Raw genomic sequence first — 22,853 nt, 5'->3', positions numbered from 1 at the left:
ATGGGGTTAATTTTGTTCATTATTAAAAAATTGATCAAGAGCACTTAAATCTAAAATGTTCACGCTTCTAGCTTTACTGCCTTCAAAAGGACCAACAATTCCGGCTGCTTCCAATTGATCAATCAATCGCCCGGCTCTGTTGTAGCCTAATTTTAATTTTCTCTGCAGTAATGAAGCAGAACCTTGCTGTGCATTGACAATAATCTCTGCAGCTTCTCTAAATAAGGTGTCTCTTTCGGAAATATCTATATCAAGATTGATGCCACTTTCTTCTCCAATGAACTCCGGAAGCAAATATGCTGTGGCATAAGCTTTTTGTCCGCCAATAAAATCTGTAATTTTTTCAACTTCAGGAGTGTCAATAAATGCGCACTGTACACGCACAACATCGTTTCCATTTGTGTATAATAAATCTCCTCGTCCAATCAATTGATCTGCACCTTGTGTGTCCAAAATTGTTCTAGAGTCAATTTTTGAAGTTACTCTAAAGGCAATTCTGGCAGGGAAATTTGCTTTAATCAAACCTGTAATTACGTTTACAGAAGGTCTTTGTGTAGCAATAATCAAGTGAATACCAATAGCACGCGCAAGCTGAGCCAAACGCGCAATCGGAATTTCGACTTCTTTTCCTGCAGTCATAATTAAATCGGCGAACTCATCGACAACCAAAACAATGTATGGTAAAAATCGGTGACCGGCTTCTGGATTTAATTTTCTTGCTTTGAATTTATCGTTGTACTCTTTAATGTTACGCACCATCGCATCTTTTAATAAAGAATAACGATTGTCCATTTCAGTACAAAGTGAATTTAAAGTATTGACAACTTTTGCATTATCTGTAATAATAGCATCTTCGGTATCAGGAAGTTTGGCTAGATAATGTCTTTCAATTTTATTGAAAAGTGTAAGCTCTACTTTTTTCGGGTCAACTAAAACAAATTTTACTTCAGCTGGGTGTTTTTTGTATAAAAGAGAAGTCAGTACAGCATTTAATCCAACCGATTTTCCTTGTCCAGTGGCACCCGCCATCAATAAGTGAGGCATTTTAGCTAAATCGACAACAAAAGTTTCGTTTGAAATTGTTTTTCCTAAAGCAATTGGCAATTCCATTTCAGCTTCTTGAAACTTTGCAGCTCCAATAACGCTTTTCATAGAAACCATAGTTGGGTTTTTGTTCGGAACTTCAATACCAATTGTCCCTTTTCCTGGAATTGGCGCAATAATACGAATTCCTAAAGCTGACAATGACAAAGCAATATCATCTTCTAAACTTTTAATTTTAGAAATTCTGATTCCGGCTTCCGGTACAATTTCATATAAAGTTACCGATGGTCCAACGGTTGCTTTAATTTGGGCAATTTCAATTTTGTAGTTACGTAATGTATCTACAATTTTGTTTTTATTTTCTTCTAATTCTTCCTGATTGATAGTAATTCCGCCCGTCGAATATTCTTTTAATAAATCGATGGTTGGGAATTTGTAATTCGAAAGATCCAAAGTTGGGTCAAACAATCCAAAATCAGCAACTAGGCGAGAAGCCAGATTTTCTTCAATAATATCTTCTTCTTCTGCTTTTTCAATTACAAACTCTTCAGTATGAACTGGAGTTGCAATGGTTGCAGGATTGATATTCATTTGAACAGGTTTTAAAACCGGATTTAAATCAATTTCAGACGAATGATTAATAGTTGGTTTTAAAGCTTCTTTATTGATTTCGAATTGAGAATCAACTGTTTTTAAGTGAATGTTATCCAATTCGGGATCTTCTTCTTCCTCAATTGCAAATTCTTCTAAATTATAAGCGCTTTCAGGTTGTAGTGGTTGTTGTTGAATTGGTTTTATAGATTCTAATTCTGAATTGAATTCCTTTTTAGTTGAATCAAAATAAGACTGAATTTTTTCAGGAGATACTTTTATTTTGAAAATCAAATAAACGATTAGTCCAAAAAGCAAGCTAAGTAAAGTTCCTGTTTTTCCGATGTAATCTTGAAGAAAAAGATTCAATTCATAACCAATTGTACCTCCTAATTCTGGTGCCGATGTAGCGAAAAAACCAAAAAGAACAGAAACAACAATCATAGCAAATAAATCCCAAAACCAGGTATTTTTTAATTTTTTGGTCGAAAGTTCCAATGCTAAAAACAATCCAGTTAAGAAAAATAAACGGACAAAAATAAAAGAAGCAATTCCGAATCCTCTGTAAACAATAAGATCAGCAAGAAAAGCTCCGAATTTTCCGAGCCAGTTCTGTACTACTTCGTCTCGGTCACCAAGACTGTTGACAGCACTTTGGTCTGTCTGCCATTGTCCGTTAACGTAAAACGAAATAAACGCAACCAATAATGCGATTGAAAAGAGTACCAAAAGGCATCCCAAAACAAACTTTTGTTGTTTGGTTAATTTCCAAGACCTAATGCTCTCGACTTTTGATTCGGTTTTTTTCTCTGCAGTTTCTTTTTTTGTTTTTGCCATTCTTGCGTTCCTTGCCTATATAAATTTTGGGATATAAATAATTAAGCCAATCGCTATTGCTGTCATTGCTGCAAAAAATACCGCTCCGGCAGCAATATCTTTAATAAAACCGATTCGTCTGCTATAATCTGGATGAATAAAATCGGCAATTTTTTCAACTGCTGTATTCAATCCTTCAACACTTAAAACTAAGCCAATCGCCAATGTCTGGCAAAGCCATTCGGTTTGTGAAATATGAAAATAAAAACCAGCTATGGTCATGATAATTCCCAATGAGAATTGAACCATAACGCTGTGTTCTGTTTTAATCAATTTTACAGCTCCTTTAAAAGCATACGTAACACTTTTTAAGCGACCTGTAACAAATGTATTATCTTTTTGAAACTCCATTTATTGGAAAATATTATAGTGCTGCTAAAGCTGCTTCGTAATTTGGTTCGTTTGCAATTTCTGCTACTTGTTCTGTATGAAGAACTTTTCCGTCAGCATCAACAACAATGATTGCTCTTGAGTGTAAACCTGCTAATGGTCCGTCAGTGATTTCTAATCCGTTTGCTTTACCGAATGCACCAGTTTGGAAATCTGATAAGTTTACTACATTTTCTAAACCCTCAGCACCGCAAAAACGTTTTTGAGCAAAAGGTAAATCTCTTGAAATACATAAAACAGTAGTGTTTTCTAATCCGCTTGCGCTTGCATTGAATTTTCTAACAGATGTTGCACAAGTTCCTGTATCAACACTTGGGAAGATATTTAAAACTAATTTTTTACCAGCGAAATTGCTTAATGAAGCAACTGATAAATCGTTTTGTACTAATTTGAAATCAGCTAATTGTGATCCAACTGCTGGTAATTCGCCTGATGTATGAACTGGATTTCCTCCTAAAGTTATTGAAGCCATGATTTTTGTTTAAATTAATGAGGTTCAAAAGTAAGGATTAATATTTGAATCTAAAAGTATTTGTTATGGGTTTAAGGAGAGATTAAGGAGATGGATTTTTATCTTAGTTTGCCTAAAGATTGTACGCGGATGACACAGATTTGCTTGCGCAAAAACGCCGATTTTAACGGATTTTTTTATGGTTACGTACGAAAAAAAAATCCGTTAAAATCCGCGACTTCACGAAGTGAATCCATGTCATTCGCATGCCATTTACCACAATACAAAAAAAGCGTCCCTAAAATTAGAAACGCTTTCTCAGTCATGTTTTTTTGTTTTTTATTTGAAAAAGAGGCCGATTTATTTATCGATTGAACCTAAAACACGTTTCATAAACGTATTCAAAGCTTCTTTTTTATCTGTTCCTTGAGCTACAAGTTTTTGTACTTCAAGTGCGCCATACATATTTGAAATCAATTCGCCAATTACGTCTAATTCTTCATCTTTTAGAGAAGGAATTTCCGTCATAGCTTCCAAGACTTCGATCGTTTCAATGATATAATCCTGATCGTTTTCTTCTATGAATTGCGTTAAATGCTTTATTACTGGTAATTTCATAATTTAGACTTCTTAGATTTTTAGACATTCTTAGACTTCTTAGACTTTACTTTAAAATTTTTAAAACATCTAAGAAGTCTAAAAATCTAAGCCAGTCTAACGATCTAAATTTAAGCAATTGCGTTTACAAGATCGATTAAAACTTCTTGTTTGTTAGTCTGCGTTTCGCCAACTAATTGTCCGTTTACGAAAGTTGCAAAAGTTGGCAAATTGCTCACATTAGCTAATTTTCTTGATTCAGGAGAATTTTCTGCATCAACCAAAACAAAAGTGATAGCTTCATTTTCTGTTGCTAATTTTTTGAATTTTGGTTTCATAATACGGCAATTTCCACACCATGAAGCTGAATATTGTACTACTACTTTTTCATTTTTAGCAACTAAATCTGCTAACGTATCTTCGTTTAAGTCGATTAACATAGTTTTATTTTTAAGACACTAAGTTGCTAAGGTTCTAAGATGCTAAGTTTGCTCTCGAACCGAATAACTTTGTGTGGATTTATTTGATTTTTTTTAAGTCGTTGAGATTCTAAGATCTAAGTTTAATCTTAGAATCTCTTGACTTTTTATTGTAGAATTGTATGTAAGATTCAAAAGTTAAGCTAAAAAACTTAGCAACTTAGAACCTTAGTATCTTAGTATCTTAGCAGCTTAGTTAGCGCTTAAGTATTCAGCAGTACTTAGTCTGTCTGCAGACATTGCTTCTTTACCAGCTTCCCAGTTTGCAGGACAAACTTCACCTTTAGTTTGGATGTGTGTGTAAGCGTCAACCATTCTTAAGTATTCGTTTACGTTACGTCCTAATGGCATATCGTTTACACTTTCGTGGAAAATTTTTCCAGTTTCGTCAATTAGGTAAGTAGCTCTGAAAGTTACGTTTGAACCTTCGATGATAACTGAATCTGTTTCTTCGCTGTACTCTGTAGAATCAATATCTAAAATTCCTAAAATGTTAGATAAGTTACGGTTTGTATCCGCTAAGATTGGGTAAGTTACACCTTCAATTCCACCATTGTTTTTTGGTGTGTTTAACCAAGCAAAGTGAACTTCGTTAGTATCGCAAGAAGCACCAATTACGATAGTATTTCTTTTTTCGAATTCTGGTAATGCAGCTTGAAAGGCGTGTAATTCAGTTGGGCAAACAAAAGTGAAATCTTTTGGGTACCAAAACAATAATACTTTTTTTTTGTTGTTTACTGCTTCTTCAAAAATGTTGATTTTTAAATTGTCACCCATTTCTGAGATAGCATCTACTGCAATACTTGGGAATTTTTTTCCTACTAAAGACATATTTTTCGTTTTACGTTAAAAATTTATTTCTGGTGCAAAAGTAGGGCATAAGTACAGGTACTTACAATAAGATGTGATTATAAAAATTTATAAGTTGATAAATTTTGACTATTTAAAGTTTTAACTTATTGGATATCAATATTTACTGGAAGAATTCCGTTTGGAGAAATTTTTTCTAAAAATTGAATTCCTGCAGTTTTCTGAAATTCCTCAAAATCCTGATACGCCTGAATTAATCCTGAAGCCTTTTTAAGATTCGGAATTATTGGTAAAACATATGGATTTCCGAAAACGTAAACGATACATTTTTTGGATTGAAGTAAATCAGAATGCAATTCTAAAACTTCGTTGTCAATTTCGAAATTGTTCATTGGTTTTGCCTTTGGAACAAATAATGAAATGATAATAGTTTCGAAATTTTCTAATTCTTTTTTGATGGATGAAATATCTGAAATCTCTAAATTTTCAAAAGCAAATTCCGGAGATTCTAATTTTGAATTTAGCGTTTTAAAGAAAGTGTTTTCGGTATTTTTATATAAACTCAGTTTGGCAAGTTTATTGTTTTTCTGTGCTTCAAAAGCCAATTCTGAATTTGAATTATCAATGATTTTAGTAATTGAATTTTGAGCAACTTCAAGATTTAATTCTGATGTTTTTTTGAAATCTAATTCGCCCGAAGCAGAAGTGTTTCCAGAAAGAATCCCGGCTTTTTCTTTTGCTTTCATGATTCGGTTAAAGCTTTCCTCGATGCGTTCTGGCGAAGCATTTTTCAGAATTTCTTCAATTCCTTCCGGAACATTTTCGGCGAAGCATAAAACATCGTTTCCAGCGTTGAAAGCTTCCCATTCTAAATGACCTTTAGTTTCGTACAGTTTAGAAACGCTGTGCATGTTTAAAGCATCAGAAATTACCAAACCGTCATAACCTAATTTATCACGCAATAAATCTTGAATAACAGCTTTTGATAAAGTTGCCGACGTATCTTTTCCGTCATTTAAACTCGGAACTGCCAAATGTCCAATCATAATCGAATCGACATTATTTTCAATTCCTTTTATAAATGGATATAATTCATTTTCCATTAATTCTTCCAAAGTTTCCTTTAAAACTGGTAATCCTAAATGCGAATCAACATTGGTATTTCCGTGTCCAGGAAAATGTTTCAGACAGCCTAAAACACCAACTTCCGACATTCCTTTTAGATATTCAACAGAAAAATCGGCTACTTTTTCTTTGTTTTCACCAAAAGAACGATAACCAATAACGGGGTTATTCGGGTTATTGTTGATGTCTGCCAAAGGCGATAAATTATACTGAATTCCGGCTGCTTTTAAATCCAATCCGATTTGTTTTCCAACTTCAAAAACTAAATTCGACTTGTTTTCTGGCAAAGCGCCAAGCGTAATTGCGTATGGATATTGCGGTGTTTTTTCGATTCGCATGGCCAAACCCCATTCTGCATCAATACTGATTAAAAGTGGAGTAGAAGCAGCCTTTTGATAACGAACAATTAATGCTTTGATTTTTTCATAACTATCATCATTGAAAACAACTTTTTTCTTGCTTTCGTAATTCGTAGCAGCGCTCGCACGACTGTGAAAAAAGGTCAGTCCGCCAATATTATGTTCTTTGATTAAACGTTCGGTTTCCTGAATATTTTCTTCGGTATCGTTTATAAAAACAGCAGGAAAAAAGAATTGTCCCACTTTTTGGCGTAATGCTTCGGCAGTAATTTTCATTATTATAAAGTCTTTTTCATACAGACACTATTATCCATCTTTTCATAAGGTGGATAATTTGGAATTATGGTATAATTTAATTTTTGATATAAGTTGATGGCTTCTGGTTGGTTTTTTCCGGTTTCTAAAATAGTGTAAGTATAACCTACTTCTTTGGCCCAGATTTCCAATTCGACTAAAATTTTTGATGCAATTCCTTTTTTTCGAAAATCAGGATGAACATACATTCTTTTGATTTCGGTTTTATCGCTTTCTTTTTCGCGAAAAGCGCCGCAACCAACAGGAATGTCATTTTCGTAATAAACAATCGTATGTTTTATTTTATCGGTTTTATTAAACTGATTGTAAAACGCATGATCATCTCCGTCTCTAATTGCCAGATCTTTATCTAATAAAGCAACGAGATTTATAAAGTCGGTATCATCTGAGTTTGTTCTTTTTAAGGCCATGATATGCTTTTAAATTTTATTATCAAACTGATTGATAGATGTATTTTGTTTTACTCGTACATTTCAGGTTTTACAATGTATTTGGTTACGTATTCTCCATTTTTATCTGAATAGGAATAATTTAGGGTAACTTTGTTATCTCTAAACAACTTCATGTCCGGGTTTGTTTTTACGTTTTGTAAAATTCCTGGGAAAATATATTTTTTTACCGTGTCTATTTTGACGTCAGCTTTTGCGATTCCAACTAAAACATAATTATACTGAATTGTTTTGTCTGGTAAAGCAACTACATTTTTCAAAGTTGTATACTCATCAATATTCATTGGGCAAGTTTTATTGAATTCGTTAGCAAATTCAACAAGTTGCTTATCAATTGATGGTTTGAATAGTGATTGTGTAACAAAAAACATTATAATAAATCCTACTATAAATCCTAAGAAAGTTTTAAGATCAAATTTTTTTGTCGGCTTTTTTACTTTCAAATCCTCAACTTCAGGTTTTAAATTTATATCATCTGATGTTGGTAATTTGAAACCACATATTGAGCAATATTTTGAATTTAAGTCATTTTCTGTTTGACAATTTGAACATTTTTTTTTCATAATTTATTTCAATTTCGCCTTTTTTTGTTTAGCCAATTGTTTTTTGGTTTCAATTGCCTTTTCTAATCGGTTTTTAAAACGGAAAAGTTTTGGCAAACCTTCTAATCGATCTACGAGTGTGATTTCTTCGTAAACAATAATTGCTTTTTCTAGAATCCTGATTTCATTTTCAAGATCAAGCTGATTTTTGTAGATCGTTGCTAATCGATCATAAGGATGATTTCCTTTAAAGCTTTCTGCGACATTTTCCTCATACAATTCAATTGCTTTTTCAAGATTTCCGTTTTTTTCGAACTCAGCTCCTTTTAAGTTGCGTTCGGCCTGCAAATTTTCATTGATTTCCATAGGTAAAAGTTTGATTTGGGGTTAAACTTCTTCTGATTTTTTCCCAAAATCTTTTGGGAAAGTTAAAAAACGTGATAAAATAAGACCTGGAATTGTAGCTAAGAGAACCCAAATAAAGAAGTTGCCGTAGCCTAAATATTCTTGAATATAACCGCTTACCATTCCCGGTAACATCATTCCCATTGCCATAAATCCGGTTGCTAATGCATAATGAGCTGTTTTTGATTCTCCTTCAGCCACATGAATTAAATACATCATAAATGCAGCAAATCCAAATCCATAACCAAATTGCTCAATTATAACAACGGCATAAATATAGTAAATTGATGAAGGATGAAAATAAGCTAATAAGATAAAACCAATAATTGGCAGGTGCATCGTTAAAATCATTGGAAGCATCCATTTGGTTAATCCTTGTTTTGAAATTGCAATTCCTCCAAGAATTCCTCCTAACGTTAATGCAATCAGGCCGCAGGTTCCGTAAATTATACCAATAGTTTTGGTAGTAAGTCCCATTCCACCAACTTGAATATCTTTTTGGGCTCCTTTAGAGGCAATTAGTTCGTCTACAAAATTAATTCGAGCTTTATTCGCTTTTTCGTATTCTATTTTGTCTTTATTTTCTACTTCTTCTAATAGTTTTCCTTCATCTCTCATTTGCACTAAAATCGGAAGATTAGAATACAATAATTGTAATTCAGATTCAGATAGTTTTTCTCCTTTTATAACTTTTGAATTGTATAATTCTAATGCTTTTGCCTGATTATCATCTGTTCCTTTTTCTACTAACTCATATCTCAGCGGATCTATTAAAAAAGGAGTCAACATTTTAATTAATTGAGATTCTCCTAATCGGAACAATAAAATAAAGGAAAGGATAAGGACAATTTGTTTTTTCTTGAAAAAGCTCGCAAATACAGAACCGAAACTTTGATTATGAGCTATTTTTTTATTTTCAACTGTATTAATTTCATTTTTTGGAGTAAAAATGAAATTATAAATGGTAATAAAAGTCATTAATAAACCAACGCCAATCATAGTATACGACCAAGCTTTAGTATTATCGCCGTATTTTTCTTCTAAATTTCCTGCGAAAAGCACCACTAATCCATTTCCTGCAAGCATAGAAAGTCTGTAAAAAGTGCTTCTAATCCCAATAAAAAAAGATTGTTTGTCTTCTGGTAATACCAATAAATAAAAGCCATCGCTTGCAATATCATTTGAAGCAGATGCAAAAGCGGCAACCCAGAATAAGGCTAATGTAGTATAAAGAAAACCGTTGGTAGGAATCGCAAATCCGACAATTAAAAAAAAGATTGAAATGGCTAACTGCATCGTGATGAACCAATCTCTTTTAGTTCCGATTAATTCGATTAGTGGACTCCAAAGTGGTTTTATTACCCATGGCAGATATAATAAACTTGTCCAAAGACCAATATCTTTATTTGAAACTCCCAGATCTTTATACATAATTACCGAAACGGAAATGATTATAGCATAAGGCAGTCCAGAAGCAAAATTAAGAAGCGGAATCCAGAACCAAGGTTTATTATCTGTTTTCATTAGGTTGATTTGGTGTATAGTTTTTAAATGGCTTTTTTAAATCTAATGCAGTTGGCGTGCTTTCGTTGGCAAAATAATCAATAAAAGTGAAAGCACAGGCTTTAAAAAGATTTAGTTTTCCTCCAGCAATCGAAAAAGTGATTTTACCGTCAACTTCTTTTACAGTAACTTTTTCAACGATTTTTGTAGCATCGTTAATGTCGATTTTTGAAACATGATCACCACCGTAAAGTACCATGTAACGCACTTTTGTATTTAGCGGACTTTTGATTGTAAAAGTATATTTTATGCTGTCTTTTGTATATTCAAGAACTTGAGGCGTATCAATAATAACACGTTTTAAATTTGGAACAGCTGCAGGCAGCGCCGGATATTTATATTGATTTTCCTCAAGATGGCGAACGACATCAAAATTTTTATTCATGAACCATTTTGAGCTGAAATAAGCGCTTCCGGAAACATTTTTAAAGGTTCTCAAAAAGTCAATTTGAGTTGGGATTTCCTGCATAAAATTCCAACTTTTGTCGCCATCGCCTCTAATTTTATAAGAAGCATGACCAATGTAAATTGCAGTATTATTGGAGTTTTCAGACCACCATTTTACTAATTTCGAATAAGAAGCTCTAGGATTATTCATGCTCCAATACAATTGAGGCAAGATATAATCAATCCATTTTTGATCCATCCATAATATTGGATCTGCATACAAATCATCATAATTCGAAGTCGATTGTGTTTCAGAACCTCTAGGATCCTGAGATTTATTTCGCCAAACCCCAAACGGACTAATTCCGAATTGAACCCACGGTTTGCTGGCTTTTATGGTTGTAGAAATGGTGTGTACAAAGTTGCTCACATTGGCACGACGCCAGTCTGAAAGACTTAAGCCTGCACCATATTTTTTGTATGAAGCAGAATCATTAAAAACTTTTCCGGGAACGGCATAAGGATAAAAATAATCATCAAAATGGATTGCGTCAATGTCGTATTTGTCAACGACTTCTTTTACGACTTTCGTCAAATGTTCCTGAACTTGAGGTAGAGCAGGATCATAATAATATTTTCCGCCATATTCAATCATCCATTCCGGATGTTTAAAAAGATCGTGTCCTGGGCTCAAAAGGTTTTTATTCAAATCGAAAGTTGCTCGATACGGATTTAGCCAAGCGTGAAATTCAAATCCGCGGTTGTGTGCCTGCTCAATCATCCATGCCAAAGCATCATAATAAGGATTTGGAGCCAAACCTTCTTTTCCTGTCAAAAATCGCGACCAAGGAGCAAATTCAGAAGGATAAATTGCGTCGCCCACGCTTCGAACCTGAACAATTACGGCGTTATAATTTAGTTTTTTATACGTTTCTAGAATTTCAAGATAATCAGCTTTTTCTTTTTCAACGTTGTCATTGGCTGTTTTTGGCCAGTCAATATTAACAACCGTAGCAATCCATACACCTCTGAATTCGTTTTTAGGATGTGTTACATTTTCCTGTGCAGCGGATTTCCATCCAAAGAAAAACAAAAATATAATAGAGTATAGTAAGTGCTGATTTTTATGCATTTCAATCTTTAATTTAACAAAAACCAAAAATAGTTTTTTTAAACGATTATAATTAATAACGTTGCGTTTTTTCCGCCACGAATTCATGAATTATTTTTTGAATACCAAGCGAAAAATAAAATTTGTGAATTCGTGGCTGTTTTTTATAGCCACAGATTAAAGGATTTTATGGATTAATCTTTTTAATCCTTTTAATCTGTGGCAAACTTAATTTAGCTTGGAAAAGAAATCTTTCCCATTGTTACCGATGGAATTCCTTTTTTTGAACCAAAATTATAATTTCCGCCTGCAACAGTTTCATTAGCCAAAACAGCAAATAAAACCGCTTCTTTCGCATCACCTGAAATTCCGAGAACATCGCTTTTTTCAAATTTACAAGACAATAATTCCTGTAACCAACTCACCAATAACGGATTTCTCGCGCCACCGCCCGACATATAAACTGTAAATTCTTCGATTGGTGTTTTAGTGTTTTTTACGACAAACAAAACTGCTTCAGCAATTGTTTCGGCACTAAGGCGCGTTAAAGTAGCCAGCAAATCTGGTGCCGAAATGTTCTCTAAACCTAATTTTACCAAAGCCGAATTCACAAAATCATGGTTGAATAATTCCTGACCAATTGTTTTTGGGAAACTTTTTTGGAAGAAAGCATCGCTTTTTAATTCGGTTAAAAGTGCTTGATTTACAGTTCCGCTTTTAGCGATTTCAGCATCTTTATCGAAACTTTTTTCAGGGAAAAATTGTTTCGTGAAAATATCAATTAACGTATTTGCCGTTCCGGTATCGGTTACAAAAACTTCCTCGGCGTTTTGTGAGGCTGGCAAATACGTGAAATTTGCGATTCCGCCCATGTTGAGCATAATTCGGTTTTCGCCTTTTTTGCTGAACAACAAATAATCGCCGTAAACCGCCAAAGGTGCGCCTTCACCGCCCGCTGCAACATGTTTTTGTCTGAAATCAGCTATAGTTATAATTCCGGTTTTTACCGCAATATGATCGCCGTCGCCAATTTGCAACGTCGCATTTGGAAATTTTTCCTGCTGATGCAAAAATTTTGGAGCGTGCAAAACCGTTTGTCCGTGCGATGCGATTAAATCAACTTCCTCCGCGTGAATATTCCATTTTGAAAGACAATCGTTAATCATTCTAGCGTGCAAATCGGCAATCCATTCGTTTAGCAAAACCAAATGCTGAAAATCGATTGTTTTTTTAGCAAATACTTTTCTGATTTCGGTTTTAATATCTTCATTATAATCGATGGTTTCAAACTGATCGATTTTTACGATTGTATTTTCGCCTTCGCCAGAAACTTCACAAAGCGCCAAGTCAAGTCCGTCAAGCGAAGTTCCCGACATTAAACCGATTATTTTTCGGGTTTCTTTTTGAGCGATTTCGTAAAGAGCTTTTATATTTTTATTCATTTCGAGTAATCTTAAAAATGCATTTAATTTGGAAACGCTAAAATGGGATTTTTTACATATAAATATAAGTAAACTTAGAGATTTATTTTAAAACGTTAATTGTAATTGTTTTTAAACACATAGCTATGCGTGAAATCTTGATTTTATTTAATTCTTTTATTGAGTTCCGAAATTATGTTTCTATCTGTTTAAATAAAAACGCAACGGGTCAAATAAAACTTACATCGCTTTTTATATATTTGTTTTCAAACTAATTAAATCTTAAACCATGATTATTGTTATTATTCTTGTTGTTTTTATACTAATCGGAGTATTTATTTACAATTCCCTTATCGAAAAAAGAAATAATGTTACGAATGCTTTTTCGGCAATTGATGTAATGTTGAAAAAACGTTTTGATTTGATTCCGAATCTAGTTGAAGTAGTAAAACAATACACCAATTACGAACAAAGTACCTTAACTAAAATTGTAGAACTTCGTGCAAAAGCAGGCTCTGGAACTTTAACTGAAGCTGAAAAAGCAAGTTTGGATACGGAATTGAGCACGGCTGTAAAAGGTTTAATGGTTACTGTTGAAAATTATCCGGACTTAAAGGCTAATACAAATTTCCTAAACTTACAAAGCACTTGGACAGAAAGCGAAGAACAAATTGCGGCTGCCAGAAGAACTTACAATGCTTCGGTTACGAGTTACAATAACGCAATTATGATGTTCCCTGGAAATCTATTTTCGGGAATGCTGAATTATACCAAAATTGATGTTTTGGAAACTGCAGAAGAAGAGCGTAAAAATATTAGTGCAAAAGAACTTTTCAATAATTAATGGATTCAGAAATCAACACCAATACAGCCTTGCAAGAGGTTTTGAATACATTAGAAATTGATCGAAAAAAGATCGCCGAAACCTACAAAACCTGTTACATTTTATTTGGACTTGCCTTTGTGCTTCTGATAATTGGTTTTTTTATTCGAATTCCGATTATTGGTTTTTTAGGATTTGCGGCTTCTGGTATTACTGGTATTGTAATGTATTTTCAAATAGAAGATACTGCTATAAAATACAAAGTTGCTTACAAAACTAATGTTGTGGCACAGGCATTGAAAAACATCAATGAAAGTTTGACATTAACACCGCAAAGCGGACTTCCGGAATATGAATTTATAAGTTCTGAGCTTTTTACAACAGAGCCGGATCGTTATAAAACACAGGATTTAATTAGCGGAACAAACGATAAAACTTCTTTTTGGTTTGCCGAAGTTCATGCCGAATATAAAACAGAAACCCGTGACAAAAACGGAACCAAAACGCATTGGCACACGATTTTTAAAGGAATTGTTTTTGTAGCCGATTTCAATAAAAACTTTGAAGTTTCGACGGTTGTGCGTCCAAAAGGTTATGGAGAAGCTTTTAGTTCTTGGTTTTCAAAAAACGTTTTTAGTTTTGGAAACAGCGAAGTAGTGGAATTAGAAAACACGGAATTCGACAATAAATTTGCAACTTATTCCAGAAACCAAATTGAGGCGCGATATATTTTAACGCCTGCAATGATGGAAAGAATTCTGGATTTAAACAGCAAATGCGATGAAACAATTTCGGTCTCTTTTATAAGTTCGAAAATGTATATTGCTTTTCCGTTGTCGCACAATTACTTTGAAGCACCTATTCATTCGACACTTTTAGATCCTGATTTACTTACCAATGATCTTTCGATTGTGAAATTCATGCATGATATTGTTCATGAACTGGATTTGAATACTAGGATTTGGGGGAAAGGGTAGCTTTCTTTTTTTATAAAATATTTTAAACCGTTTAATAGATTTTTGATTTATTAAACGGTTTTCCGTAATGTAAGATATTATTTAAAAAGTAAATTTGTATTTAAAACATGTAAATAGTAGTAGCCAATTAATATAAGCAATATGATATTTAATATATATTACATTAATTTCCCTAAAGTTTATGAAATAAAAATGATGCTTAGTAACGTAGTATCTTTAAGTAAAGAAATAACTAAAGATAATATCCTTGAAGGAGATGCATCATTAAAAGCGAAATTTGGATTAAATTTCATGGATTTGTTTAAAGTTGGAGATGTTGAATCTGGTGGAAATATTAAAGGCTCAAATTCAAAGAAAGTTTTAGAAACATTTGAAATTAAAACAACCAAATCTGTGATTTTGGATGATGTTGTAAAAAGTAGCAATACGATTACCTCTTTTGAAAAAATAGAAGAAGGTGAACTAATTAAATTAGACAATGTAAAACTTTCCCTTGAGAATGAAATTGAATTAAGGATGGTTAAATTCATGAATGGAGGAGCTTTCAAAGATTTAGTAGCACCTGGAACTAATGGAATGGATTTGAATAATATTTTTAATTCGATGTTTAAAGATTATGCTTATAAAATTAAAGGAGAAAAGGACGATTTAGAACTTAAAATTTTATTTAAAATTCCTCTGACATTTGAAAGTGAATTCGAAAGTTCTTATAGTGTAGATGATTTATTTGTTGGAAAAGTTTCTGTAATAGGACTTTATAAAGGAAAAATAAAGGTTGATGATTTAAAGAATTCCTTTGAATATTTTCAAGAAATTGGTCAACTTCAAAATTCTTTCAATATCAACAAAGATGATGACGAAATACAAGATAGTCATTACAGTACTCAAAACACTAATAGTACTCCTTTTGATTTTAAAAGTTCTGGAGATGGAAATGATTATCATTATATTGACTTACTGGCAATAGTACAAAACGTAAATATATCATCAAAAAACAACAAGTAATGAAATCAGAGTTATTATTTTATGAGAGAGATGATTTTTTTGATTATAGAGAATTAAAATACAGTGAAGGGTATTCTATTGTTACTGTTTCTAAATTCATAAAAGATAATGAATTGATTGATGAAGTGGATCCAGAAACTGAAATCATTGATCTTTCAGTTCTTTCAGAATATGTAAGTCTACAATTATTGCCAGAGCAGGTATTGCCTCTATTTGATGATGAAATTATTTTTATTGCTGATAAAAAGCATAAAAAAATATTATCTTATGAATTACGATTTCTTTTTGAAAATTTTAATGATGTAGAAAAAAGTTATTTAAAGACAGAAGTTAATTTAGATAGTGATTCGGATGAAATAAAACCTAAGAAAAGGCATAAAAAAATTATTGATTTAGATAATGATGCTATTGTAGATTTTTTTGAAAGGTTTAAAGAAAAGTTATATGGGCATCCTAAATTTAAAAATGATTTAGAAGAGCAAATAAATACATTTAGAATCTTCAATAGATTAGGAGAGCATAAAATCCTTTCTTTATTTTTGATGGGAGATTCTGGAGTTGGTAAAACTGAAGTAGCAAGAACTATGTTTGCTTGTCTTAATGGAAAAAAGAAATTAGCTAAAATAAATTTTGGTAATTATAGTAATGAATTTTCTTTAAGTTCCTTAATTGGATCTGCTCGAGGATATACAGGGAGCGATGATGGTGAAATATTTATGAAAGTAAGAGATACTGATGTAGGTATTCTCTTGATTGATGAATTTGAAAAATCAAATGCTTCTCTATTTAATTATTTTTTAGATGTTCTGGAGAGTGGAAAGATGACAAGTTCATTAGGTGATGAAATTGACCTAAATGGTTTTATAATTATTTTTACTTCTAATATAAGTAAAGAAGATTTTCCTAAAAGAATTTCTCCCGAATTAAGATCACGATTTGATTATAAATGTATGTTTACTTTACTTAGCAATAAAGACAAAGAGAAATATATTGAGTTTCGAGTTAATAGTCTAATGAAAAAAGTAAAACAAGAATATAATATCGAATTTCCTGAAAATACAATTAATTATTTTGGAAGATTAATAAATGTGTCCAAATATAAAAATATGCGTGATATAAATAAACAGATCAAGAAAGTGTTTTTAAAATATATAGAGGATAATGATTATATCGATGTTGAACATCAAGAAGTGGGTTCAACATCAAGATTTAGTATTGCGCGAAAGATTTTAAATTATTTAAAGCAAGATTGATATTTTAGATTTACAAATCCGCGCTAACGGTATGCTACTATGGTTGTAAATCAAATAAATTCAATTTACATTTGATTTAATTATGATCGAAAAAATCTTAACCGACTACATTACATTTATCAGAAGCTTTGAAGCTTTATTAAAAGATAAATACAAACAAGAAATAAATCCATGTTCATTTTCTAGTGACTTTTTTGAAAGAAAAGGAACAATTAATGGAATTGAATATTGGTTTCACGGAAGTGGTTGTACTGCTAAGAAAGATGGAGTTATTTATGAATATGATATTACGATAAACGAAATTAAATTTTCACAATGGAAATTTTCAGAGTTTATTCAAACTCATCCTGAATATCAGAAACTAAATTATAGTCCTAATTACATCGAATGTGAGCTCTACAAACTTATAAATAAAGGAGTTTTAGAATGGAAAACTATAGAAGGAGTTGAAGGAAAGGCTTTTGGATGTGTTTTTATGTGTTATGGAATTGTTCAGGAATCGCTTTTTGTTTAAATTATTGTTTTAACTCAAACCTCAAAAAATGGGAACAAGTATTCATTGTATAATACCCGATAGCGCGGATTTGCAATCCGTGCACGCAAAGATTAGACGCAATATAATTTGAAAAAGACATACTTCGCAATCAGCTCAGGACTTTTCAAAATTTTGTTATCCTCGCTAATTTTTTTTAAATTTGAGTAAATGAATTACTCAAAATAGAAAATCACACGCTCATGTTGTCCGTTAGACTTATTCGGGAAATTATCCCTACAGGATTTTCAAACAGATGACAAAATGTTACAATACATAAATCATTAAGACATGAGTTACGAAAAAATCAAAGAAGAATTTATTAAAAGTGCGGAAGCGTATATAAACGCAAAGCGCCAGCCGTTTGAAAAATTATCAGGTATGGAACTAATAGATGCAAAATCTCATTATCTGGATAATTTCCAAGATTACATTATGCACCTAAACTTTACATTGAATACATTGATTGAAGAGCATTCAATATCTTTTCAAACACTTGAAGAGGCAAATGCTTTCCAAACGTATATCAAACCGACTTTTGGTATTCTTGCTGTAAAATTTACAGAAGGACTTATTGAGTAAAAGAGAAAATTTGCGTTTTTATAAGCCTTCGACTTTGCTCAGGATGACAATCAGTTTAAATTCCAACTCTAAAAAACAATCACAAAAAAACCTTAGAACCTTAGCATCTTAGAACCTCAGAACCTTAAAAAAATAACTATTTTTGTGAAATCATATTTCAGAAAAAATGTCAATACTTAAGGATTTAGAGCAATTAGCCGGCGAAATCGAAGGCACACTTTTATACGATGATCTTCATAAAACACTTTATTCGACAGATGCATCGGTGTACCGGATTCGGCCAAATGCGGTTGCTTTGCCTAAAACTATAGCAGATATCAGCAAATTAATTCGCTTTGCGGGCGAACATAATATTTCGGTTACGCCAAGAACGGCTGGAACTTCACTGGCCGGACAAGCCGTTGGCGACGGACTTGTGATTGATGTTTCGAAGCATTTCACCAAAATATTAGGTTATAATGCCGAGAAGAAAACGGTTACGGTTCAGCCCGGCGTTATTCGCGATGAACTGAATTTATATTTAAAACCGTACGGCGTATTTTTTGCACCCATTACATCAACATCAAACCGTGCAATGATTGGCGGAATGGTGGGAAATAACTCTTCTGGAACAACTTCAATTCGTTATGGCGTGACGCGTGATAAAATTGCAGAAGTAAAAGCGATTTTAAGCGATGGAACAGAAGTAGCTTTTAGCGAATTGACTTCGGCGGAATTTATCGAGAAAACCAAAGGCGATTCTTTAGAAAATAAAATTTACAAAAGCGTTTACGACGAACTTTCGGTAAAAGAAAATCAGGAAGAAATTATAAAAGAGTTTCCGAAACCGGAAATTCACAGACGAAACACAGGTTACGCTGTTGATATTCTGTTAAGATCAGAATTATTTGGCGGAACAGAACCTACAATAAACCTCGGAAAACTACTTTGCGGAAGCGAAGGAACTTTAGCCTTTACAACCGAAATCACTTTAAAAGTCGACGATTTACCGCCAGCGCACAGTATTATGGTCGTTGGACATTATCATACGATTCAGGAATCTTTGGAATCTGTTGTAGTGGCGATGAAACATCATTTGTACACTTGCGAAATGATCGACGACACGATTTTAGATTGTACCAAAACCAATCGTGAACACATTAAAAATCGATTCTTTTTAGTTGGAGAACCAAAAGCGATTATGCTTTTTGAAGTGGCGTCTCATACTTTAGAAGATGCCGAGAATCAGGCAAATGCTTTAATTGCCGATTTAGAGAAACACAATTTTGGTTACGCGCTAGTAAAAATTTACGGTCCTGATATTGATAAAGCCAACGAACTGAGAAAAGCCGGACTAGGACTTTTGGGAAGTATTGTAGGCGACAACAAAGCCGCCGATTCGATAGAAGATACAGCCGTTGAATTGAGCGATTTACCAGCGTATATTGCAGAATTTTCGGCGATGATGTTAAGTCACGGACAGGAAGCGATTTATTACGCGCATGCCGGAGCAGGAGAATTGCATTTGCGTCCGGTTTTGAATTTGAAGAAAACGGAAGATCTAAAATTATTCAGAACCATTGCGACCGATGTGGCGCATTTGGTAAAAAAATACAGAGGTTCATTAAGCGGTGAACATGGCGACGGAATTGTGCGTGGCGAATTTATTCCGTTTATGATTGGCGATAAGAATTACGAATTGCTGAAAAGAATTAAATTAGCGTTTGACCCGAACTCGGTTTTAAATATTGGGAAGATTGTCAACGCTTTGAAAATGGATGAAAATCATCGTGTAGTTTCGGGTAGAGTAGAACCGGATATTAAAACGTTTCAGGATTTTTCAGATAGTTTAGGAATTTTGCGAGCAGCCGAAAAATGTAACGGTTCTGGCGATTGTCGAAAAATGCCATCAGCAGGAGGAGCAATGTGTCCGAGTTATCGTGCGACGCGAAATGAGAAAGAAACCACTCGCGCGCGAGCCAACGCTTTACGCGAATATTTGACGTATTCTGAAAAAGAAAACAAATTTGACCAGAAAGAATTATACGAAGTCTTTGAGTTGTGTGTAAGCTGTAAAGCCTGCGCGAGCGAATGCCCAAGTAATGTTGACGTCGCGACTTTGAAAGCCGAATTTTTATACCAATATCAAAAAGCAAACGGATTTTCGACCCGAAGCAAGATTTTTGCCAACAACGCCAAATTGAACAAAATGGGAAGCAAATTCCCGTCGATTACGAATTTTATTTCGAATCAATCTTTGGTAAAAAAGACAATGGGAATTGCGCCAGAAAGACAAGTTCCTCTTTTGGCTAAAAAGACTTTTAGAAAATGGTATGAAAATAACAAACCTAAAGACGCCGATTTTCCTAACGGTCAATTGTATTTATTTGTTGATGAATTTACCAATTATTACGACGTAAATATCGGGATTGATGCTTTTGAACTATTGACGAAATTAGGTTACGAAGTTCTAATCGTAAATCACGAAGAAAGCGGAAGAACTTATTTATCAAAAGGATTTTTGGAAGAAGCTAAAAAGATCACCGATATCAATATCAATATATTCAAAGATTTGATTTCCGCGAAAGCGCCATTAATCGGAATTGAACCTTCGGCAATTTTGACTTTTAGAGATGAATATTTACGATTGGCATCGGATAAAGAAAATGCGGAAAGAATTTCGCAAAATGCTTTTACCATCGAAGAATTCTTCAAAAAAGAAATAATCGATGGAAAAATAACGCCGGATTCTTTCTCTGAAGAAACAAAAGAAATCAAAATCCACGGACATTGTCATCAAAAGTCACTGAGTTCTGTTGAAGCTACTTTTGCGATGCTGAATCTTCCTAAAAATAATACGGTTACGATTTATAATTCAGGTTGCTGCGGAATGGCGGGATCTTTTGGTTATGAAAAAGAACATTATAAAGTGAGCATGCAAATGGGAGAGGACACGCTTTTCCCAAAAGTGCGCAACACCGCCGAAAACGTAAAAATTGCTGCTGCAGGAACAAGTTGCCGTCATCAAATTTATGATGGAACAAAACGTGAAGCACAGCATCCTGTTAGTATTTTGAGAAGTTGTCTTAAATTTTAGACTGTAGATTTTAGACTGTAGATTTTAGATTTAGCAAAATCCACAAAGTTTGTCATTCCGAGGAACGAGGAATCTCCGCGAGAAGCTCTACAAAGATTAGACTCTCGTTGCGGAGCTACTCGCGGAGATTCCTCGTTCCTCGGAATGACAAACTTTAGATATAAGTTTTGTTTAGAAGAGTATTTTAAAATCATTTTAATTCTTTTAATCTGTGGCAAAAAACATCAAAGTATAACTTTCTTCCCAGTTTCTGCAGCTTTATAGATTGCGTTAATGACTTTAATGTCTTTAAGTCCTTCTTCTCCAGTAATATGATTTGGCAGTTTTTTGTTCTCTAATAATAGTTTAGCTATTTCATCCATTTGCGTTTGTTGCTGATTTATCACGGGAAATTTTAGCGCACCTTTAGATGTTTTTCCTTCAAAAGGACCGTAACTCAAAGCCGGACTTAATTCAAACGAACCTTCATCTGCGGAAGCGTAAAATCGATCAACATCATAAGCTACAGTTGTGTTGCAATTTGCAGTTGCTCCACTTGGAAATTCCATTTGCCAGGAAATGCTTTCTTCCGTTTCGGAAAAAATTTGTTTGTTATATACTTTTCCAAATTGTGCTGTAACTGCAATTGGTTCTTCGCCCAAAACATAACGGCTTGCCTGAATGCAATAAACTCCTAAATCCATTAGTGGGCCGCCTCCAGATAATTTTTTGTTAAGTCGCCATTCGTTTCGGTCACTGAAATTGACAGTGCTTTTGGTATCAAGCGGATCATGAATTTTATAACCAAGAGAAGCTTCAATATAACGGACTTGTCCAAAAACTTTATTTTGTCCTAATCGTTTAATTTCAAGATGCGTTGGTTCGTAATGCAAGCGATATCCAATTGCCAGTTGTACATTATTGTCATTGCAGGCTTTTATCATTTCTTCGCAATCTTTAACTGAAATTGCCATCGGTTTTTCAGTAATAACATGTTTTCCTGCTTTTGCAGCGCGAATCGTAAATTCTTTATGGAGACCATTTGGTGTTATAACGTATACTAAATCAATGTCTTTGTTTTTTGCAATTTCATCGAAATTTTGATAATTGTAGATATTTTTTTCTGGAATATTATATTGACTTTTCCATTTTGCCGCTTTTTCGGGCGTACCGGTTATTATTCCGGCCAGAGTGCAGTATTCAGAAGCCAGAATTCCTTGCGCTACCCTTGAGGCATAATTTCCTAAACCGCATAACGCGACGTTTAATTTTTTGCCGGTATAAGAATGTTGATTGGTTTCTGCAGCGGTTAAAAAAGACGGAAGTGAAGTCATAACAACCGAAGCGCCAACTCCCATTCCAAATTTATTTACAAAAGAACGTCTTGAAATTTTTTCCATAAATTTACCTTTAAATTAAATTGTTTAAAATGATAAGTGTGCTATCTTCTTAAAATGTTACATTTTGTGATATTATAAATATCTTTTTGCTAGTTAATTTTTATGATAAATGTTAAAAACATGATAAGTTGTTCCAGATGATTATCGGAAAATTATAAGATTGAAAATCCGAAAAAGAAATCAGAATAAATTTCTTCAATCTGCGAAATCTATCAGTAAAATATATTGAGAAAAAACAAAATGGTTTTATATATTTGAAATCAGGATAATTTTTGCATTATTTGCAAAATAAAACCACAAAGACCGATATA

The 22,853-nt window shown here is 33.3% G+C and carries 21 protein-coding genes; 7 read left to right on the top strand and 14 right to left on the bottom strand.

What is annotated here, in order from left to right:
* Window positions 1-6 precede the first annotated feature (6 nt).
* The 13 genes from ACNFIH_RS07125 to ACNFIH_RS07065 form a co-directional block, all read right to left on the bottom strand.
* Complete coding sequence (locus ACNFIH_RS07125; protein ID WP_426486075.1) at window positions 7-2,472, bottom strand: DNA translocase FtsK; 2,466 nt, start codon at window positions 2,470-2,472, stop codon at window positions 7-9.
* Between the two features lie 15 nt (window positions 2,473-2,487).
* Window positions 2,488-2,862 carry a diacylglycerol kinase gene (locus tag ACNFIH_RS07120; RefSeq protein ID WP_012024181.1) on the bottom strand — a complete coding sequence of 125 codons (375 nt, stop codon included), beginning with the start codon at window positions 2,860-2,862 and terminating at the stop codon, window positions 2,488-2,490.
* 13 nt (window positions 2,863-2,875) lie between these two features.
* On the bottom strand, window positions 2,876-3,373 hold the full coding sequence (tpx, locus tag ACNFIH_RS07115; RefSeq protein WP_426486074.1) for a thiol peroxidase: 498 nt from the start codon (window positions 3,371-3,373) through the stop codon (window positions 2,876-2,878).
* 339 nt (window positions 3,374-3,712) lie between these two features.
* A complete protein-coding gene (locus ACNFIH_RS07110; RefSeq protein ID WP_008462029.1) occupies window positions 3,713-3,970 on the bottom strand; it encodes a DUF6952 family protein in 258 nt (85 codons plus the stop codon).
* 110 nt (window positions 3,971-4,080) lie between these two features.
* A complete protein-coding gene (locus ACNFIH_RS07105) occupies window positions 4,081-4,389 on the bottom strand; it encodes a thioredoxin family protein (protein ID WP_007805605.1) in 309 nt (102 codons plus the stop codon).
* A gap of 231 nt (window positions 4,390-4,620) precedes the next feature.
* Window positions 4,621-5,259, bottom strand: coding sequence for a peroxiredoxin (locus ACNFIH_RS07100; RefSeq protein ID WP_426486073.1), 639 nt, complete (start codon window positions 5,257-5,259; stop codon window positions 4,621-4,623).
* Between the two features lie 125 nt (window positions 5,260-5,384).
* The gene (locus tag ACNFIH_RS07095) at window positions 5,385-6,998 is read right to left on the bottom strand and encodes a glycoside hydrolase family 3 protein (RefSeq protein WP_426486072.1); all 1,614 of its coding nucleotides are present in this window, start codon (window positions 6,996-6,998) and stop codon (window positions 5,385-5,387) included.
* 2 nt (window positions 6,999-7,000) lie between these two features.
* Window positions 7,001-7,447, bottom strand: a complete 447-nt coding sequence (locus ACNFIH_RS07090; RefSeq protein WP_426486071.1) for a GNAT family N-acetyltransferase — start codon at window positions 7,445-7,447, stop codon at window positions 7,001-7,003.
* A 50-nt stretch (window positions 7,448-7,497) separates the two neighbouring features.
* Window positions 7,498-8,049, bottom strand: a complete 552-nt coding sequence (locus ACNFIH_RS07085; protein WP_426486070.1) for a zinc-ribbon domain-containing protein — start codon at window positions 8,047-8,049, stop codon at window positions 7,498-7,500.
* 3 nt (window positions 8,050-8,052) lie between these two features.
* Window positions 8,053-8,394: a hypothetical protein gene (locus ACNFIH_RS07080; protein ID WP_035649259.1), complete on the bottom strand. Its 342-nt coding sequence runs from the start codon at window positions 8,392-8,394 to the stop codon at window positions 8,053-8,055.
* A gap of 21 nt (window positions 8,395-8,415) precedes the next feature.
* Window positions 8,416-9,957, bottom strand: coding sequence for an MFS transporter (locus tag ACNFIH_RS07075; protein ID WP_426486069.1), 1,542 nt, complete (start codon window positions 9,955-9,957; stop codon window positions 8,416-8,418).
* The gene (locus ACNFIH_RS07070) at window positions 9,944-11,515 is read right to left on the bottom strand and encodes a glycoside hydrolase family 10 protein (RefSeq protein WP_426486068.1); all 1,572 of its coding nucleotides are present in this window, start codon (window positions 11,513-11,515) and stop codon (window positions 9,944-9,946) included. The genes ACNFIH_RS07075 and ACNFIH_RS07070 overlap by 14 nt, the downstream gene beginning before the upstream one ends.
* Window positions 11,516-11,727: 212 nt before the next feature.
* Complete coding sequence (locus ACNFIH_RS07065) at window positions 11,728-12,936, bottom strand: anhydro-N-acetylmuramic acid kinase (RefSeq protein ID WP_426486067.1); 1,209 nt, start codon at window positions 12,934-12,936, stop codon at window positions 11,728-11,730.
* A gap of 268 nt (window positions 12,937-13,204) precedes the next feature.
* Here ACNFIH_RS07065 and ACNFIH_RS07060 point away from each other — a divergent pair, with 268 nt between their 5' ends.
* The 7 genes from ACNFIH_RS07060 to ACNFIH_RS07030 all read left to right on the top strand — a co-directional run bounded on the left by ACNFIH_RS07060 (window position 13,205) and on the right by ACNFIH_RS07030 (window position 21,163).
* A complete protein-coding gene (locus tag ACNFIH_RS07060) occupies window positions 13,205-13,759 on the top strand; it encodes a LemA family protein (protein WP_035649253.1) in 555 nt (184 codons plus the stop codon).
* Complete coding sequence (locus tag ACNFIH_RS07055) at window positions 13,759-14,715, top strand: DUF3137 domain-containing protein (RefSeq protein ID WP_426486066.1); 957 nt, start codon at window positions 13,759-13,761, stop codon at window positions 14,713-14,715. The genes ACNFIH_RS07060 and ACNFIH_RS07055 overlap by 1 nt, the downstream gene beginning before the upstream one ends.
* A 141-nt stretch (window positions 14,716-14,856) precedes the next feature.
* Window positions 14,857-15,720 (top strand): hypothetical protein, encoded by an 864-nt coding sequence (locus tag ACNFIH_RS07050; protein ID WP_426486065.1) that lies wholly within the window; start codon window positions 14,857-14,859, stop codon window positions 15,718-15,720.
* Entirely contained in the window at window positions 15,720-16,973 is a 1,254-nt protein-coding gene (locus ACNFIH_RS07045) for an AAA family ATPase (RefSeq protein WP_426486064.1), read from the top strand. Before ACNFIH_RS07050 ends, ACNFIH_RS07045 begins: the two co-directional genes overlap by 1 nt.
* A gap of 82 nt (window positions 16,974-17,055) precedes the next feature.
* Complete coding sequence (locus tag ACNFIH_RS07040) at window positions 17,056-17,487, top strand: DUF6896 domain-containing protein (RefSeq protein WP_426486063.1); 432 nt, start codon at window positions 17,056-17,058, stop codon at window positions 17,485-17,487.
* 309 nt (window positions 17,488-17,796) lie between these two features.
* Window positions 17,797-18,087 (top strand): hypothetical protein, encoded by a 291-nt coding sequence (locus tag ACNFIH_RS07035; RefSeq protein WP_426486062.1) that lies wholly within the window; start codon window positions 17,797-17,799, stop codon window positions 18,085-18,087.
* A 166-nt stretch (window positions 18,088-18,253) separates the two neighbouring features.
* Window positions 18,254-21,163, top strand: coding sequence for an FAD-binding and (Fe-S)-binding domain-containing protein (locus tag ACNFIH_RS07030; RefSeq protein ID WP_426486061.1), 2,910 nt, complete (start codon window positions 18,254-18,256; stop codon window positions 21,161-21,163).
* A 224-nt stretch (window positions 21,164-21,387) separates the two neighbouring features.
* On the opposite strand, the gene ACNFIH_RS07025 is transcribed toward ACNFIH_RS07030, so the two are convergent.
* Entirely contained in the window at window positions 21,388-22,542 is a 1,155-nt protein-coding gene (locus ACNFIH_RS07025; protein ID WP_426486060.1) for a Gfo/Idh/MocA family protein, read from the bottom strand.
* Between the last annotated feature and the right edge of the window lie 311 nt (window positions 22,543-22,853).

Source organism: Flavobacterium sp. 2, assembly GCF_049949195.1.
Lineage (GTDB): Bacteria > Bacteroidota > Bacteroidia > Flavobacteriales > Flavobacteriaceae > Flavobacterium.
Note: the sequence above shows the minus strand (reverse complement) of the source record. Positions and strands in the feature narration are given on the sequence as shown.

Excerpts from the sequence above, each read along its gene's own strand:
- ACNFIH_RS07125 (WP_426486075.1), bottom strand. The coding sequence starts at position 2,472 with ATGGCAAAAACAAAAAAAGAAACTGCAGAGAAAAAAACCGAATCAAAA.
- ACNFIH_RS07120 (WP_012024181.1), bottom strand. The coding sequence starts at position 2,862 with ATGGAGTTTCAAAAAGATAATACATTTGTTACAGGTCGCTTAAAAAGT.
- tpx (WP_426486074.1), bottom strand. The coding sequence starts at position 3,373 with ATGGCTTCAATAACTTTAGGAGGAAATCCAGTTCATACATCAGGCGAA.
- ACNFIH_RS07110 (WP_008462029.1), bottom strand. The coding sequence starts at position 3,970 with ATGAAATTACCAGTAATAAAGCATTTAACGCAATTCATAGAAGAAAAC.
- ACNFIH_RS07105 (WP_007805605.1), bottom strand. The coding sequence starts at position 4,389 with ATGTTAATCGACTTAAACGAAGATACGTTAGCAGATTTAGTTGCTAAA.
- ACNFIH_RS07100 (WP_426486073.1), bottom strand. The coding sequence starts at position 5,259 with ATGTCTTTAGTAGGAAAAAAATTCCCAAGTATTGCAGTAGATGCTATC.
- ACNFIH_RS07095 (WP_426486072.1), bottom strand. The coding sequence starts at position 6,998 with ATGAAAATTACTGCCGAAGCATTACGCCAAAAAGTGGGACAATTCTTT.
- ACNFIH_RS07090 (WP_426486071.1), bottom strand. The coding sequence starts at position 7,447 with ATGGCCTTAAAAAGAACAAACTCAGATGATACCGACTTTATAAATCTC.
- ACNFIH_RS07085 (WP_426486070.1), bottom strand. The coding sequence starts at position 8,049 with ATGAAAAAAAAATGTTCAAATTGTCAAACAGAAAATGACTTAAATTCA.
- ACNFIH_RS07080 (WP_035649259.1), bottom strand. The coding sequence starts at position 8,394 with ATGGAAATCAATGAAAATTTGCAGGCCGAACGCAACTTAAAAGGAGCT.
- ACNFIH_RS07075 (WP_426486069.1), bottom strand. The coding sequence starts at position 9,957 with ATGAAAACAGATAATAAACCTTGGTTCTGGATTCCGCTTCTTAATTTT.
- ACNFIH_RS07070 (WP_426486068.1), bottom strand. The coding sequence starts at position 11,515 with ATGCATAAAAATCAGCACTTACTATACTCTATTATATTTTTGTTTTTC.
- ACNFIH_RS07065 (WP_426486067.1), bottom strand. The coding sequence starts at position 12,936 with ATGAATAAAAATATAAAAGCTCTTTACGAAATCGCTCAAAAAGAAACC.
- ACNFIH_RS07060 (WP_035649253.1), top strand. The coding sequence starts at position 13,205 with ATGATTATTGTTATTATTCTTGTTGTTTTTATACTAATCGGAGTATTT.
- ACNFIH_RS07055 (WP_426486066.1), top strand. The coding sequence starts at position 13,759 with ATGGATTCAGAAATCAACACCAATACAGCCTTGCAAGAGGTTTTGAAT.
- ACNFIH_RS07050 (WP_426486065.1), top strand. The coding sequence starts at position 14,857 with ATGATATTTAATATATATTACATTAATTTCCCTAAAGTTTATGAAATA.
- ACNFIH_RS07045 (WP_426486064.1), top strand. The coding sequence starts at position 15,720 with ATGAAATCAGAGTTATTATTTTATGAGAGAGATGATTTTTTTGATTAT.
- ACNFIH_RS07040 (WP_426486063.1), top strand. The coding sequence starts at position 17,056 with ATGATCGAAAAAATCTTAACCGACTACATTACATTTATCAGAAGCTTT.
- ACNFIH_RS07035 (WP_426486062.1), top strand. The coding sequence starts at position 17,797 with ATGAGTTACGAAAAAATCAAAGAAGAATTTATTAAAAGTGCGGAAGCG.
- ACNFIH_RS07030 (WP_426486061.1), top strand. The coding sequence starts at position 18,254 with ATGTCAATACTTAAGGATTTAGAGCAATTAGCCGGCGAAATCGAAGGC.
- ACNFIH_RS07025 (WP_426486060.1), bottom strand. The coding sequence starts at position 22,542 with ATGGAAAAAATTTCAAGACGTTCTTTTGTAAATAAATTTGGAATGGGA.